Origin of the sequence: Neisseria weixii (genome assembly GCF_042658245.1) — a bacterium.
Classification (GTDB): domain Bacteria; phylum Pseudomonadota; class Gammaproteobacteria; order Burkholderiales; family Neisseriaceae; genus Neisseria; species Neisseria weixii.
Genome location: NZ_JBHSPY010000040.1, coordinates 1 through 16,164, shown reverse-complemented (window position 1 = coordinate 16,164; position 16,164 = coordinate 1). Strand labels below are relative to the sequence as shown.

The window sequence follows — 16,164 nt, the reverse complement described above, 5'->3', positions numbered from 1 at the left end:
GGGGGAAATACGGACGGGAAACACGTCTGAAAATGAAAAAACGGTTACCTGATTGTTCAGGTAACCGTTTGGATGGGGTGGCCGGTATTTTGCAAAGATCTCGGCTTTGTTATTATGAGCAAATCAGAATAAGGCTTCAAAGCGAACCAGGGCGCCAACGGTATGGTCGCGATCATCTTTTCGGTTGTTGAAATAGTTGACTTCAGTCTGCACAAACAACCATTTACGCCAAATCGGTTGGCGATAACCGATAAAAGGGCCATAGGTATTCAGATTGAATTTTTTGTCCTGAATATAACCGTGGGTGTGCAAGCCGTAATTGACGTAGCGGTTTTTACCTAAATCGTGTTGGCGATAAAGGTTGTCGCCCCAAGTCCATTCTTCTCTGGCACCTTCATGTTCATATTGAAGGTGGAGTTGGTTGGAAATAAAGGTTTTTTCATCTTCTTGGTATCGCGTATCCCAATTGGTACGGACATGGTGTTCGCTCTTAGAGCCGTAACGGTAAATCTGCTCTAAACCGGTAACCAATTGATCGTTGATTTGCCAATCTTTTTCTGCTTTCACGCGAGCATATAAATCGCTGCCGGAACGGATACCGATGTCAAAATCGGTATCGATGTCGCCACCGCCAAGCAATTCGTTCCAACGCAGAGCGATGGAAGAGTTTTGATCACGGTTGGTGCGGTAATCGTATTTTTTACCGTCGCGATAAGTGCGGTTGCGGTAGTTGCTGGCTTCATTGCGGAATTCGTCGTCTAAGGAATCGTCACCAAACACGACATTCAGCTTTTGTTGTAATACAGGCAGTTTGATGCGGCCGCGGATACGTGGCGTTACCGAAAATTCATCGTATTTGTTCCATTCTGTATCAACCATCACACGCAAATTGGCGCTGGCCGGATTATTGGGATCCGTTTCGCCAAACCAACCATCCATGCCGTGTGACCATTTTTGTAAAGTGCCTTGCACTTTACCGTGTTGGGTATCAATCCAAGTATCGCCGGTGGCCGGTACGGTTTCGTCTGCCATAACCATCGAAGACATACACGCAGCTAAAATAAATAAAATACTTTGATGTCTCTTTTGCATAATGATTCCCTCAGAATAGGACTGCTTAATTAATACCCATATTTTGAGCATACATTATTTTTCAAGGCATCACAAATTTTGCAAAATTTAGGGAAAGTCAGTGACAACATTATGAAAATTATCATTTCAAATGAATATTCATCAGAGGGTTGATATTGTGGTTTTATCATTTTGAAAAATAAAACAAAACAACATTGAGAATGAGTTGAAAATTTTGTTCAGGCTGACACAGTAAGGTTGAATGCTGCAATTAATGAATAAAGTTATTACTCTTTAAACGGGCTTGATGCCTTATTTTGCAAAGGGTTCAGGCCGTCTGAAAAGCTATGTTAAAATCGCATTATTTTCAGACGGCCTCTACTGTTATGCTAAATCCGAAACACAAACTTGCCGAATTGGTGCGTATTTTGGAAGAGCGGGATTATATTTTTCCTGCTGATCCGGCTCAGATTACGGAATCGCTGCGCTATGTTGATGGGCAGCCTGAAGCGAAAATTTTACGCCGCGCAGAAATGATCGACCGCAATCATCAGTTGCAAGATGCGTTGGAATACACCAAAAGCGCGGCGTTTTGGCTGTGGATTGTCGGCGTGTCGTTGATGTTTGCCAGCGGCTTTTCCGGCACTTATATCCTGATGGACAACCAAGGCTTGAATTTTTTTCTGATTTTGGCGAGTGTGTTGGGCATGAATACCATCATGCTGCTGATTTGGCTGGTGTCGGTGGTATTTCGTTTTAAATTCGGCAACGTCATCAGCCACCCGATGACGTTGATGCGCGGCAAAGATCCGGTCAATCAGGCCATGTTGCGTTTATATACTGAAGAATGGAAACAGCCTTCCACACGTTGGCTGATTGGCCGCACGTCACACAGCTTATGGTTGGCGACTTTGTTGGGGATGCTGATTTCCGTGTTGATGCTGTTGTTGGTGCGCCAATATACGTTCAACTGGGAAAGTACCTTACTGACCAATACCGCTTCGGTCAAAGCCATTGAATGGTTGGGGTGGTTGCCGTCGAAAGTCGGTTTTCTTGTACCGGATACCGATGCGGTGTGGCAAGGCCGTCTGAACAGCAATATCGCCGATGCGCGCGCGTGGTCGGGTTTGTTGGTTGGCAGCATTGTATGTTACGGTATTCTGCCGCGTTTCATTGCGTGGCTGGCCTGCAAAATCATGCTCAAAATCAGCCGTAACTCATTGCCGCTGGATAAACCGTACTATCAAAAAATCATTCAGCAATGGCAGACTAAAATCATCGATGCCGACACGCAAAGCGAAACCATTGCCACTGTGTCGCCGAAAATCAACATCAGCGATGCGCCGAAATGGGCGGTGATGTTAGAAACGCAATGGCCGGATGATTCTTGGTTTACCCACACACTCGGTCAAGAGTGGCTCGATAAAGGCGTGGCCGACAGCCGCGATGCTGTACATGCGCTGGCGAACGAATTGCAGCAGCAACCGGCGCAATTGCTGATTGGCGTGCGGGCGCATACCGTGCCCGACCGTGGCGTCTTACGCCAAATCACCCAATTGGCCGAAGCGGCAAAGGGCGGGACAGTGGTGCAACTGTTGGCCGAACAATATCTTTCAGACGGCCTGCAGGAAAACCTGCAATATTGGCATCAGGCTTTGAATGAGCGCAATTTAGCTTGGTTGAATCCGCCCAAGCTGAATCAGGAATTGCGTTTGCAGCAAAATCATCAGGCCGTCTGAAAAACTGAAAAGACAAAACCATGAAAACAAAACCTTTATCTCTGGCTGTGGTCGGCCATACCAACACCGGCAAAACGTCGCTGCTGCGTACTTTATTGCGCGACGGAACCTTCGGCGAAGTGAAAAACGCGCCATCCACCACGCGCCATGTCGAGCAGGCCGCCATTTCAGACGGCACCGATACACTGGTGTATTTATACGATACGCCCGGCTTGGAAGACGCCGGTGGTGTGTTGGACTGGTTGGAAGCCAATACCTCATCGCGTTCAGACGGTATTGAGCGACTACAGCAGTTCCTTGACAGCCCGGCTGCTGCAGGCGATTTCAATCAGGAAGCCAAAGTATTGCGCCAATTACTGCAAAGCGATATGGCTTTGTATGTGGTTGATGCGCGTGAGCCGGTGTTGAACAAATATAAAGAAGAGCTGACCGTGTTGTCGTGGTGCGCCAAGCCGGTGATGCCGGTGTTCAACTTTATCGGCGGACAAGATTTGACCGAATGGATCACCATGCTGGCACGCCGCACTTTGCACGTATACAGCGGTTTTGACACGGTTGCTTTTGATTTTGAAGGAGAAATCCTCCTGTGGGATAATTTGGCCACCATGTTGCCCGAACGCGACATCCTCGACCGCTTAATCGGTATGCGCCGCCGCGAATGGCAAAAATTAGATGAAGACGCCCGTCGTGAAATTGCCGATTTTTTACTCGATGTCGCGGCTTATAAACAAGAAATCGACGAAGCCGATAATCCCGAGCCGACATTGCAAACCATGCAGGCCGAAGTACGCCAATTAGAGCGCAAAATGCAGCAGCAATTATTCCAACTTTACCGTTTCTACCAAAATGACATTGAAAGCGGTGATTGGGCATTAAAAGCTTTCCGCCAAGATCCGTTTGACAGTGATTTGCTTGTGCAATATGGCATCCGCACCGGTACGGGGGCGGCCACCGGCGCATTAATCGGCTTTGGCCTCGATATTGCCACACTGGGCGGATCGCTCGGTTTGGGCACCGCCATCGGCGGCATTTTAGGCGGCGTGTTGCCGAATGTGCAGGATATTTCCGATAAGATTTCCGGCAAACAAACCTTGCATATTGATCCAGAAACCTTAACCCTGCTGGCTGCGCGTGCGCTGGATTTATTAAATGCCCTACAAAAACGCGGTCATGCGGCGCAATCGCAAGTGGCGTTGCAAAGCGGCCAAACGCCTTGGCAGCCGCATAAATTACCGTCTGAATTAAATAAAGCGCGTTCGCAATGGAAATGGTCGTCGCTGAATACTCATTTACCTGATCTTAGTCATCGCGAGCGGGCAGAAGCTGCGCACAATTTGCAACAAAAATTGAAGCGCGAATAGAGCGCCTAAAGCCTTAGGCGCGGATAAAAACATTTTTGTTCGTTTATTTTTCTTTTTTAATTATATGTGAAAATAAAATAATCATAAATAGCCGATAATGTCGGATTTTTGATATTAACCGCAATTTTTTTAGTAATAGATGTTGACGGGCGAAAAAGAAAAGCGCAGAATATGCCTTGTTGAGTTGCTTGATGCAGCTTGATTTTTCTCCTCTATTTCTCCTTTGTAGACTTGGCGCATATCTGAAAAGATGTGCGCGTTTTTTTTCGTTATTGATTGTCATCAAATTGCCATCATTGGAGTGGGTGACGGTTATCAGATACATGCATTTGAAATCAAGCTACATTTAAGGTGTATAGGTGCAACAATTAAGAAACTTTACAAGAAAAATGCTTGCATGTAGGCGCTGAGTTCGGTATGATACTCTCCATTAGCTGGTTCGAGTAGTCAGTTAATAGTTTCTCCTCTATTTCTCCTTTGTAGACTTGGCACACATTTGATTGAATGTGTGCATTTTTTTGTCTGTCGTTTGCGTGCATTGATATTTTTTTTCATATTGCCCGTTGAAATTGATTTTGATGTAATCAAATTGCGCGTAATAGGCGATTTGTTGCTGAATGCGTTATCTTGAGTTTGCTAAAGTATTTGAGGCCGTCTGAAAATATATTGGGTTCTTTGGGAACCTATAGATTTTCAAACGGCCTTTTTTGCGGTGTCGTTTTTTGAATTCTTGTTGTAATATGCTGAAAAATCTGTTGATTTAGTGATAAAAACAATCGTTCAATTTGGAGTGAACGGAAAAACAGGAGAAATAAAATGGAACGCTTTGATTTCAATTATCCGCCGTATCATGTATTAAGCGGCAGCGAACGTTTGTCGCTGCAAAACGTGGTGGATATTGCGTTTTACCGTGATGAAGAATTGATTATCGAGCCCAATACGCCGATTGAATTTTTATATGTAGTTATGAAAGGCGTGGTGAAGGAAGTCGGTTGCGATGGTGAAGTAGTGGCGGTTTATCGGGCGCATGATACGTTTGAAGCGCGTGCTTTGGTAGAAGGTACGAGCCAAAACAGTTTTGTCGTGGCTGAAGAAGCCTTGGTGTACAAGCTGCCGAAAGCTTGTGTACTGCACTTGATGGAAGGCAACAGTCGTTTTGGTTCGTATTTTTATGCTTCTGTAGCGGAGAAACTGGCCAACCGCTCCGAGTCGCCTGGCGAAGACGAATTTGAAAGCCTGTTTACGGCCAAAGTGCGCGATGCCTACCGCGATAATGCGGTGTGGCTGGATGGTAAGGCAACGGTTTTGGAAGCGGCGCATCTGATGAAGGAGCGCAAAACTAAAACGCTTTTACTGCATCATGAAGGGCAGACCGGTTTGTTCACCGAATCAGCCTTCCGCGACATTGTGATGGAAGGCGCTTCGTTTGATGAACCGGTGTATAAATGGTCGCCTCTGCAATTGATTACCGCCGATATCGATGATTTTGTGTTTAATGCTTTACTGCGCATGATGGAATCGCGTATTCAGCGTGTGGTTGTGACTGAAAACGGTAAAGCCATCGGTGCTTTAGAGCAGCTGGATATCTTGGCCTATTTTTCCAACCACACCCACGTGGTGGTACAGCGTATTGAAAAGGCTGAAACCATTGACGATTTGGCCGAACTGGCCACACAGATGAACGGTTCGATTCAAGCCTTACAGAAAAACGGCGTGCGGGCTAAGCAGTTGGCACAGTTGATGCAGGTATCGAACAGCGCTTTGTTTGAAAAAACATGGCGCCTGCTGGCTTCGGAGTATTTATACGAACATTCTTGCTTATTGGTGATGGGTTCGGAAGGGCGTGGTGAGCAGATTTTGAAGACTGACCAAGACAATGCGCTTATTTTGGCTGAGGGCGTGGATTTGGCAGAAGCGCAAGCAACGGCGGAAAAGTTCTCTTCTGCGTTGGAGCGTTTCGGCTATCCGCCGTGCAAAGGCGGGATTATGGTGTGCAATCCGATGTGGCGCAAACCGATTGGAGAGTTTAAAAAGATGATCGGTAACTGGCTGAGTTCGGCCACACCAACCAACATGATGAATTTGGCGATTTTTATCGATGCCAAAGCAGTGGCGGGCGATGTGTCTCTATTAGATGAGCTGAATAACTATCTTTACCGCCGTATGGATAAAGATGTCGGCATTTTGATGAATTTCGCCCGTGAAGTGGATTTGTTTGAAGACCACAGTCGCCGCTTTATGCCGCGCTTGCTGCAACGCAACAACAAGAAAATGGATGTGAAAAAAATCGGTATTTTCCCGATTGTGCACGGCGTACGCGCGTTGGCTTTGGAAACGCATTTGGAGGCGAATAATTCATTTGAGCGCATTAATATCTTAGTGGCACGCAATGTTTTGGAGCATCAAGCCGGGCGCGATCTTGCCGAAGCTTTGGGCTATTTGATGGATTTGCGTCTGAAAGGCGGTTTGATGGCTTTAAACGATCCCATGCAGAAGCTCAATAATCAGGTCGATACCGATAAGCTTTCCACGCTTGAACGCGATTTGTTGAAAGATTCGCTGAATGTGGTGAAACGCTTTAAACAAACGGTACGCCATCATTTCCATTTGGGAGGGTGAGCCATGTTCGAGAAACTGAAACGCGCGTATTACCGACGCCATCTGAAAGATTCAAAATACACTTTTCTTTATGAGGAACACGTCAATGAAATGGTGAGCATTGATTGTGAAACCACCAGTCTGAATGTGAAAGAGGCGGAAATCATTTCCATCGGCGCAGTGAAAATCCGCGGCAATACTATTTTGACCAGTGAGCCGTTTTATGTGCTGGTGAAACCGGAGGGTATGATGGAAGCCACCAATGTGACGGTACACGGTTTGCGCCCGAAAGACCTTTCAGACTGCATTTCGATTGAAAAGGCTTTGTATCAACTGCTGGATTTTATCGGCGGAAGGCCGTTGGTGGGCTATTATTTGGAATATGATGTGGCGATGATTGATAAGTTTCTGAAGCCCTTAATCGGTATTCCTTTGCCTAACCGTCAGATTGAAGTATCGGCCGTGTATTTTAAACAAGAGGTCAAGAAAAATTTTTATTATAACGATTACGTTGATTTACGTATGGCCAGTATGATTAAAACTTTGCGTATTCCGGATTTACCCCGACATAATGCGCTTAACGATGCCATTAATGTGGCGATGATGTGGCAGGCGATACAGGCCAGAAAATAAAATGGAAGGTAACAAACGGTTTGGATTAGAAAAATTGATGTCTATCATCAGTTAAACTGATAATAAAAGGCCGTCTGAAGGCGTTTCAGACGGCCTTTTTGCGGTTTTTTGAACGGTATTTTGAGCCATTTTTTAGAAAAGTTCCCAAATTTTTGAATTTTGCAAATCAAAAAGAAAGGATTTTATGTAAAAAAGTTAATTATAGTGCGGTTTTAATTTATGTAACATCTTAATATTAATATTTTTACTTCATGAAATCGGCTTGGGTTAAATTGGATTAATTTTTTTAACTGCTTGTTGCATAAAATTTTTTAGGAAAAAACTTATCAATTTTATTGATAAATTATTAATTCGGATTCATACGACGCATTTTCATTTCGGGTGGCTGAACCTAGTTCAAAAGATGATATTGAAAGCATAATGAATTGTGCTATTCTGACTTCAAGGCAGTTTTGCCTGTTGCAGTAACACCAATCAAGAAACAAAAAATTCTGGCGCGGGGCGCAGCAGTTTGCTCTGATCACTGGAGTATTCTCTACAATAATAAATTAATAAATAAGGAGATCATCATGTCCGACAACAAACAAAACATGACGGCCTATTGGAAAGCCAATTCGGTCATCGGAATGCGCGCGTTTTGCTGCAATAATTTTAAGATTTTCAAATCAGTTTTATCCAATTCCCTCATGGTTAAAATCACTTTCTAAAAATTAATTTTCAGGATAATAATTTATAAAATTAAAAAAATAAAGTGAAATATCCTGATAAAAATAAATTACACTAAACTACATTCATTTCCAGTAAAACAATGGTGAAATATGAACGTAGTGGTTTTGGGCGCAGGCGTAACCGGCATCGCAACGGCTTGGTATCTATTGGAAAAAGGCCATCAGGTGACGGTGATTGACCGGGCGGAAGCGGCGGGAATGGAGACCAGTTTTGCCAATGCCGGCCAGCTTTCCTACGGCTACACTACGCCTTGGGCAGCACCCGGCATTCCCGCCAAAGCGGCCAAATGGCTGTTTCGCCCACATTCGCCTTTGATTTTAAAACCTGACGGCAGCCGCTTTCAATGGCAATGGCTGATGAGTATGCTGCAAAACTGCACTACCGAGCGTTACCAAGCCAATAAAGAACGTATGGTACGCATTTCCGAATACAGCCGCGAGATGTTCCGCCGTTTTGAAGCCGGAACCAGTTTGGATTTTGAAGGCCGCCACAAAGGCACGTTACAGATTTTCCGCACGCAAAAAGAAGTAGCCGCCGCAGCAAAAGATATTGAAGTTTTGGCGGAATATGGCGTACCGTACCAGCGTTTGCAGCCGGAAGAATGCCTGCAATTCGAGCCGGCTTTGCGTCATGCGTTAGACAAAATTGCCGGTGCGCTACATCTGCCCAACGACAGCACGGGCGATTGCCATCTGTTTACCCAACGTTTGCAAGCTTTATGCGAAGCCAAAGGCGCGGTGTTTAAATTTGAACACAACATCGGGCGTGTGGAGCATCAAGGCCCGAACATCACCGCTGTTATCGCCAACGGCCAACGCTTTGAAGCCGACCGTTTTGTGTGCTGCTTAGGCAGCTTCAGCCGCACGGTGATGGCGCAATTAGGCTTGGATTTGCCGATTTATCCGGTAAAAGGCTACTCGCTCACCGTGCCGATTAGTAATGGAGATGAAGCGCCGGTATCGACGATTTTAGACGAAACCTACAAAGTCGCCATTACCCGCTTCAATGACCGCATCCGCGCCGGCGGCATGGCCGAATTGTCCGGATACGAAATCAAGTTGCCGCAAGAGCGGCGCGACACTTTGGCCTTGGTGGTGCAGGATTTGTATCCACAAGGTGGTGATGTGGCCAAAGCCACGTTCTGGAGCGGTTTGCGCCCGATGACGCCTGACAGCACGCCTATTATCGGCGCAACGCGATACGCCAACTTGTTTTTAAACACAGGCCACGGTACTTTGGGCTGGACGATGTCGCTCGGTTCAGGGCGCATTACCGCAGATTTGGTGAGTGACGTTGTACCCGAAATCCGCACCGATGATTTAGGCATGGCACGTTACGTCTGAATCAAGGCCGTCTGAAATATTCAATTGATTTTCAGACGGCCTTAATCGGTTTTCCCATATTTGAAAAACAACACAATCGGCCTATAATAAACAGCATATAGGTTGAGGCCTTTGCAAAATCTTCATCTTTAGTCTTTAGTACATTTTTTCGTCATGCGCTGCTCGAAAACTTGTCTGTCTTTATGATCATGATATGTTTGCGTTTCTGTGCTGCTTTAATTCGAACCGTGCTCGAATCTGATTTTGCAAAGGTTTCAGGCCGTCTGAAAAGGCCGCCGGCTGGGAAATTTAGGTTTATTTTTCCCGGCTAAACCGACTCAAACAAAGGATAAAACATGCGCCCCTTACAAGCCGAAATCCGTTTGGATCATCTGCGCCACAATTACCAAACCTTAAAAAATATCCACGGCAACAAACTCTTAGCGGTGATTAAAGCCAATGCCTACGGCCATGGCGCAGTGCGGTGCGCCCACGCTTTATCCGATTTGGCCGATGGTTTCGCCGTGGCGACGTTGGAAGAAGCCATCGAATTGCGTCAAAGCGGCATCGATAATCCGATTGTATTGCTGGAAGGCGTGTTTGATGTGGCCGAATATGCCCGCATCGATGAATACAAACTCTGGCCGGCGGTGGGCAACCAATGGCAATTGGAAGGCTTGGTGCATCACGAATGGCAAAATCCTGTGACCGTGTGGCTGAAAATGGATTCCGGTATGCACCGTACCGGCTTTTTTCCGCATAATTATGCTGCCGCCTACACTGCGTTGAAACAATGCAAACACGTTGATGAAATCGTTAAATTCAGCCATTTTGCCTGCGCCGACGAGCCGGAAAACGGCATGACCGAAATGCAGATTGAAGCCTTCGATTTGGGCTGCGAAGGCTTGGCAGGCGAAGAAAGCTTGGCCAATTCGCCGGCGATTTTGAATGTACCTGAAGCGCGGCGCGATTGGGGCAGGGCGGGCCTGGCTTTGTATGGGGTGTCGCCGTTCGGCGGTGCCGATGAGCGTTTGAAACCGGTAATGCGCCTGACTTCGCGCGTGTTCGGCGAACGCGTGTTGCCGCCGCATTCGCCGATTGGTTATGGCGCGACGTTTTACACATCCAAATCCACCCGTGTCGGCCTGATTGCCTGTGGTTATGCCGACGGCTATCCGCGTCGAGCATCAACCGGTTCGCCAATCGCCGTTGAAGGTCAGCGCAGCCGCATTATCGGGCGCGTGTCGATGGACATGATTACTGTCGAATTGGATGCTTCCAAAGAAGGTTTGGGTTGCGAAGTCGAATTATGGGGCGATGTGGTCAACATCAACGAAGTGGCCGAAGCCGCCGGCACGATTGCGTATGAATTGTTGTGTAACATCAAGCGCGCGAAATTTACTTATTCCGAGTAACGGATTGAGCAAGGCCGTCTGAAACATCAGGCGGCTTTTTATCGGCTTGAATAAATATTGCGATTCAACCATATCATTGTTAACAATTGAATCTCAGGCCGTCTGAAGAATGTTATAATGCGCACATTCGCAAAGATTCAGACGGCCTGATGTCTGGCTGCTTAAGCCACTGAATTAACGTTGACATTTTCTACCATCATCAAAGGAATCCCCATGAGCAATTCTGTTGTGACCGTCATCGGCAAAGACCGCGTCGGTATCGTTTACGATGTTTCTAAAATTCTGGCTGAAAACCAACTCAATATTCTCAACATCAGCCAGCAGCTGATGGATGATTTCTTTACCATGATTATTTTGGTCGATACCGCCAAATGCCCGAAATCGCGCCAAGAAATGTTGGATTTGTTTGCCGAAGAAAGCAAAAAGCTCGCGCTCGACATCCGCATGCAAAACGAAGAAATCTTCCAAGCCATGCACCGCATTTAATCGGAAGTATTAACATGAGCATTCAGTCTAACGAGATTTTAGAAACCGTCAAAATGGTCGCCGACCAGAATTTTGACGTGCGTACCATTACCATCGGCATCGATTTGCACGATTGCATCAGCAGCGATATTGATGAGTTAAACCAAAATATCTACAACAAAATCACCACCATCGGCAAAGATTTGGTGGCCACAGCCAAACATTTGTCGGCCAAATACGGCGTACCGATTGTAAACCAGCGCATTTCGGTGACACCAATCGCCCAAATTGCGGCGGCCACCAAAGCCGATTCGTATGTCAGCGTGGCGCAAACTTTGGATAAAGCCGCCAAAGCCATTGGCGTATCGTTTATCGGCGGTTTCTCTGCTTTGGTGCAAAAAGGCATGTCGCCGTCGGACAAAGTGTTAATCCGCTCGATTCCGGAAGCGATGAAGACCACCGACATTGTGTGCGCTTCGATTAACATCGGCTCCACCCGTGCCGGCATCAATATGGATGCGGTGAAATTGGCGGGCGAAACCATCAAACACACCGCCGAGATTACGCCGGAAGGTTTCGGTTGCGCTAAAATCGTGGTGTTCTGCAATGCGGTGGAAGACAATCCGTTTATGGCGGGCGCGTTTCATGGCTCGGGCGAAGCGGATGCGATCATCAATGTCGGCGTTTCCGGCCCGGGCGTAGTAAAAGCCGCTTTGGAAAATTCAAACGCAACCACTTTGACCGAAGTGGCCGAAGTAGTGAAAAAAACCGCCTTTAAAATCACCCGTGTGGGCGAATTGATTGGCCACGAAGCGTCTAAAATGCTGAATATTCCGTTTGGTATTTTGGATTTGTCTTTGGCACCGACCCCGGCTGTCGGCGATTCCGTTGCCCGCATTCTCGAAGAAATGGGCTTAAGCGTGTGCGGCACACACGGCACCACCGCTGCATTGGCTTTATTGAATGATGCCGTGAAAAAAGGCGGCATGATGGCATCGAGCGCCGTCGGCGGCTTGAGTGGCGCATTTATTCCGGTTTCAGAAGACGAAGGCATGATTGCCGCTGCCGAAGCGGGTGTATTGACCTTAGACAAACTCGAAGCCATGACCGCCGTGTGTTCGGTCGGTCTCGACATGATTGCCGTGCCGGGCGATACCCCTGCGCACACCATTTGCGGCATCATCGCCGACGAAGCCGTCATCGGTATGATCAACAGCAAAACCACCGCCGTGCGCATCATTCCTGTTACCGGTAAAGGCGTGGGTGAAAGCGTTGAATTCGGCGGATTATTGGGTTACGCGCCGATTATGCCGGTTAAAGACGGCTCATGCGAAGTGTTTGTCAATCGTGGCGGCCGCATTCCTGCGCCGGTACAATCGATGAAAAACTAATCGTAATGTAAGCGTATGATTAAAAGGCCGTCTGAAACATTAAGTTTCAGACGGCCTTTTAATAGGAAAAGGTTTTTAACTCAACCAAAATTTAAACACAAAATACAAAACGGCAATCACCACAATCGCCCACACGATGCTCATGAAAATCACCACGGCTCGGCCGGCTTTATAAACGGGGTTGTTGCGTTCGTCTTCGATAGAAGGCTTGTGTGCGTTTGGAGAAGGGTTTTTATCGGTCATTATGCAAACTCGCGCTTGGAATATTCATAGGCTGAAGCGTACGCCGTTTGGTAAGAAGATTCAAGCAAAATGAATCAATATAGTCGTTTCAAATAAAAATAATGCAGCGTTGCCGGTTCTTTTATTTCTATTTGAAACGAGCTATAAAAATTCATCATCTGCTGACCAATCGCTTTTTAAGGCCGCTTGAATTGTGCCCATGTCGAAACCGCGGTAGGCGAGAAAGCGCACCTGTTTTTGTTTTTCTTTTAAATCGCCGCCTGCCGGCTGCTTGAATTTTTTGCGTAAAACCTGAATCGCGGTTTGCAGCTCGCTTTCTTTATCAGGCATTAATTCACGGCTGATGTCGGTATCAATGCCTTGTTGCGCCAAAGCCTGTTGTAAGCGCAATTTGCCGTGTTGGCGGCTTTTGCTGTGGATGTAGGCTTCAGTGTAGCGCTCGTCCGATTGCCAATTGCGTTCGGCAAATTCATCCAACACTTTTTCCAATTCTTCCTCGCTCTCGGCATGCGGCGCGAGCTTGCGCTTCAGTCCGACACGGCTGATTTCTTGGCGCGATAAAATATCCATAGCGCGCGCCCGCAAAGATTTTTGCGGTTTGCCCGAGCGTTTGGGTTGGCCATCAGCATCGCCAAAGTGGATAAAGCCGTTGCTTTCGGACTCGTACATTTCAGACGGCCTTATGCTTCATCGTCGTCTTTGGTTTTTTGCGGTTGCAGGTTTTCATAAATCTCCGGCAGCGAACCAATCAGCCAATCGGGCTTGGTGGCTTTGTCTTGCGACAACAAAGCCATATCACCATAGCCGAAAGTTACGCCCACACTGAAGCAGCCGGCGGCTTTGGCGGCGAGAATATCGTTGTGCGAATCGCCGACCATCATCATGTTGGCAATATCGATGCCCAATACTTCGGCGCAATGTTGCAAAGGCAGCGGGCTGGGTTTCTTTTCGGGCAAGCTGTCTCCGCCGAGAATCAGGCTGAAATCGTCGGCGATACCCAATTGTTTCAATAATTCAACGGCTAAGATTTCGGTTTTGTTGGTGATGACGGCCAAGGGGATGCCCAAGGTTTTTAAGAGACCCAAACCGGCTTCGGTTTCGGGATAAAGGCGTGTAAAGTCGCTCAAATGATCGCGATAATATTGCATGTAAAACACGAAACCTTTTTCCCAAATCTCAGGCGCGGCATCGGTTTCGCGTTCGCGCGTGATGACACGGTGCACTAAACGGCCGATGCCGTCGCCGATGTAGCTTTCAATTTCCGAATCCGGCAGCGTCTCCATGCCCAAATAAGTGCGCATGGCGTTGCCGGCGGCAATCAAATCAGGTGCGGAGTGGCATAGCGTACCGTCTAAATCAAAGGCTACAGCTTGAACGTGTTCGATGGTGGGTGTGGTCATCAGCTTCTCCAAGGTTTATGTTCGGTAAGTAATTTTACCTGAAATAGGCCGTCTGAAAAGGGGCCGCGGTATTTTTAGGCATATTTCCGGCTAGGTTGGCGGTTTTTTATTTCTGTATAAATTAAAAAAATCTTTCAGGTAAAACGGTGCTTTCAATATTCTGACGGCCTGTGTCTGGATAAGGAATGTTTAAAATTCAATCAAATACAATCCTAAAAAATATTTATTAAAATTTTATTTTTATTTTATTACTTTAATAATGTTGACAAAGTAGATTTACTACATTGATTTTAAAATATTTTATTTAAACAAAGCACCAAAATTTGATATAGTCGCATGCATGACACTCGTCTTAACAAACCCTTGTGAAAGGACTTACTGATGTCGAATGCTGCAAAAGAAACGCTGAATCCTTTTGAAATTGCCCAAAAACAAGTCAAAGCTGCGTGCGATCGTTTGAATACCGATCCGGCGGTGTATGAAATTTTGAAAAACCCGTTACGCGTATTGGAAGTGACTTTCCCGGTGAAACTGGATAACGGTACGGTGAAAACCTTTACCGGCTACCGCGCGCAACACAACAACGCCGTTGGCCCTTATAAAGGCGGTATCCGTTTCCATCCGCATGTCAACATGGATGAAGTGAAAGCTTTATCGACTTGGATGACGTTTAAATGCTGTGTGGCAGGTTTGCCTTATGGCGGCGGCAAAGGCGGTATTACGCTTGACCCGAAAGATTATTCCGAAGCCGAATTGGAGCGCATTGCCCGCGGCTACGCCAACGCCATTGCGCCATTGATTGGCGAGAAAATTGATATTCCGGCACCGGATGTGAACACCAACGGCAAAGTGATGTCGTGGATGGTAGACGAATACGAAAGTATTGTGAAATATTCTGCTCCGGGTGTGTTTACCGGCAAACCGGTTGAGTTCGGCGGCTCGTTGGCGCGTAATGAAGCCACCGGTTACGGCGTGAATTTTGCAGCTGTTCAAGCCTTGGAGAAAATCGGTAAAGACGTGAAAGGCGCGACTTATGCGATTCAAGGTTTCGGCAATGTAGGCTACCATACCGGTTTGTACGCGCATGATGCCGGTGCGAAAGTGGTGGCCGTTTCGACTGTGGATGTGGCCATCTATAATGAAAACGGCCTCGACATGGACGCGGTATTGAAAGAATACCAAACCAATGGTTTCATCACCAATGAAGCGGGCTACGGCCGGGAAATCACCAATGCCGAATTGCTGGCCTTAGATGTGGACGTGTTGGCACCGTGTGCGCTGGAAAACCAAATCACGTCTGAAAATGCCGGTGATGTGAAAGCCAAAATCGTGGTGGAAGGTGCCAACGGCCCGACCACCCCGGAAGCAGATGCGATTTTGCAGGCCAACGGTGTGTTGGTGGTGCCGGATATTTTGGCTAACTGCGGCGGCGTGGTGGTGTCGTATTTTGAGTGGGTGCAAAACCTGCAAGGCTATTACTGGGAATTTAATGAAGTGCAGCAAAAACAAACCGTGGTGCTGCGCCGCGCGTTCCAAGATATTTGGAATCTGGCGCAGGAATACGGCGTTGACTTACGTACCGCTTCGTATATGATGAGTATCCGCCGCATTGAAAAAGCCATGAAAGCGCGCGGTTGGTATTGATGAAGGTAGGTCAGAAAGGCCGTCTGAAAGGTTCATGCTTTCAGACGGCCTTTTAATTAGGGGCTGTACTAGATAACTAGGGAAATCTAATTTCAGGTTAGAATAATCCCTATGAGAAGAAGCCGTTTAAGTCAGTACAAGCAAAACAAACTG

Annotated in this window: 13 protein-coding genes and 1 pseudogene; 9 read left to right on the top strand and 5 right to left on the bottom strand. The window is 46.9% G+C overall.

Features of this window, described 5'->3' with window-relative positions:
* Positions 1–123: 123 nt before the first annotated feature.
* On the bottom strand, positions 124–1,092 hold the full coding sequence (locus ACFPVS_RS12540) for a hypothetical protein (RefSeq protein ID WP_232507420.1): 969 nt from the start codon (positions 1,090–1,092) through the stop codon (positions 124–126).
* Between the two features lie 365 nt (positions 1,093–1,457).
* Between ACFPVS_RS12540 and ACFPVS_RS12535 the strand changes: the two genes are divergently transcribed.
* The 4 genes from ACFPVS_RS12535 (at position 1,458) to ACFPVS_RS12520 (ending at position 7,402) form a co-directional block, all read left to right on the top strand.
* The gene (locus ACFPVS_RS12535) at positions 1,458–2,810 is read left to right on the top strand and encodes a DUF2868 domain-containing protein (RefSeq protein ID WP_096295625.1); all 1,353 of its coding nucleotides are present in this window, start codon (positions 1,458–1,460) and stop codon (positions 2,808–2,810) included.
* Positions 2,811–2,830: 20 nt separating this feature from the next.
* Positions 2,831–4,171, top strand: coding sequence for a DUF3482 domain-containing protein (locus ACFPVS_RS12530; protein WP_096295624.1), 1,341 nt, complete (start codon positions 2,831–2,833; stop codon positions 4,169–4,171).
* 816 nt (positions 4,172–4,987) lie between these two features.
* Positions 4,988–6,790: a DUF294 nucleotidyltransferase-like domain-containing protein gene (locus ACFPVS_RS12525; protein WP_096295623.1), complete on the top strand. Its 1,803-nt coding sequence runs from the start codon at positions 4,988–4,990 to the stop codon at positions 6,788–6,790.
* A gap of 3 nt (positions 6,791–6,793) precedes the next feature.
* Positions 6,794–7,402 (top strand): 3'-5' exonuclease, encoded by a 609-nt coding sequence (locus ACFPVS_RS12520; protein WP_096295622.1) that lies wholly within the window; start codon positions 6,794–6,796, stop codon positions 7,400–7,402.
* Positions 7,403–8,009: 607 nt separating this feature from the next.
* On the opposite strand, the pseudogene ACFPVS_RS12515 reads toward ACFPVS_RS12520, so the two are convergent.
* Positions 8,010–8,090 (bottom strand): annotated as a pseudogene (locus tag ACFPVS_RS12515) (AsnC family transcriptional regulator); the annotation flags it as partial.
* Positions 8,091–8,220: 130 nt separating this feature from the next.
* Between ACFPVS_RS12515 and ACFPVS_RS12510 the strand changes: the two are divergent.
* The 4 genes from ACFPVS_RS12510 (at position 8,221) to ACFPVS_RS12495 (ending at position 12,724) form a co-directional block, all read left to right on the top strand.
* A complete protein-coding gene (locus ACFPVS_RS12510) occupies positions 8,221–9,474 on the top strand; it encodes a D-amino acid dehydrogenase (protein ID WP_096295621.1) in 1,254 nt (417 codons plus the stop codon).
* A 335-nt stretch (positions 9,475–9,809) separates the two neighbouring features.
* Positions 9,810–10,868: an alanine racemase gene (gene alr / locus ACFPVS_RS12505; RefSeq protein WP_378595826.1), complete on the top strand. Its 1,059-nt coding sequence runs from the start codon at positions 9,810–9,812 to the stop codon at positions 10,866–10,868.
* 213 nt (positions 10,869–11,081) lie between these two features.
* Positions 11,082–11,354: an ACT domain-containing protein gene (locus ACFPVS_RS12500; RefSeq protein WP_095502667.1), complete on the top strand. Its 273-nt coding sequence runs from the start codon at positions 11,082–11,084 to the stop codon at positions 11,352–11,354.
* 14 nt (positions 11,355–11,368) lie between these two features.
* Entirely contained in the window at positions 11,369–12,724 is a 1,356-nt protein-coding gene (locus tag ACFPVS_RS12495; RefSeq protein WP_096295620.1) for a PFL family protein, read from the top strand.
* Positions 12,725–12,799: 75 nt separating this feature from the next.
* Here the strand turns inward: ACFPVS_RS12495 and ACFPVS_RS12490 are convergent, their stop codons facing one another.
* From ACFPVS_RS12490 to ACFPVS_RS12480, 3 genes are all read right to left on the bottom strand, one after another.
* Positions 12,800–12,967, bottom strand: a complete 168-nt coding sequence (locus ACFPVS_RS12490) for a hypothetical protein (protein WP_096295619.1) — start codon at positions 12,965–12,967, stop codon at positions 12,800–12,802.
* A 141-nt stretch (positions 12,968–13,108) separates the two neighbouring features.
* The gene (recX, locus tag ACFPVS_RS12485; protein WP_096295618.1) at positions 13,109–13,636 is read right to left on the bottom strand and encodes a recombination regulator RecX; all 528 of its coding nucleotides are present in this window, start codon (positions 13,634–13,636) and stop codon (positions 13,109–13,111) included.
* An 11-nt stretch (positions 13,637–13,647) separates the two neighbouring features.
* Positions 13,648–14,367 carry a phosphoglycolate phosphatase gene (locus tag ACFPVS_RS12480; RefSeq protein WP_096296158.1) on the bottom strand — a complete coding sequence of 240 codons (720 nt, stop codon included), beginning with the start codon at positions 14,365–14,367 and terminating at the stop codon, positions 13,648–13,650.
* Positions 14,368–14,748: 381 nt separating this feature from the next.
* On the opposite strand from ACFPVS_RS12480, the gene ACFPVS_RS12475 reads away from it, so the two are divergent.
* Positions 14,749–16,011, top strand: a complete 1,263-nt coding sequence (locus ACFPVS_RS12475) for a Glu/Leu/Phe/Val family dehydrogenase (protein ID WP_096295617.1) — start codon at positions 14,749–14,751, stop codon at positions 16,009–16,011.
* The last annotated feature ends 153 nt before the right edge of the window (positions 16,012–16,164 follow it).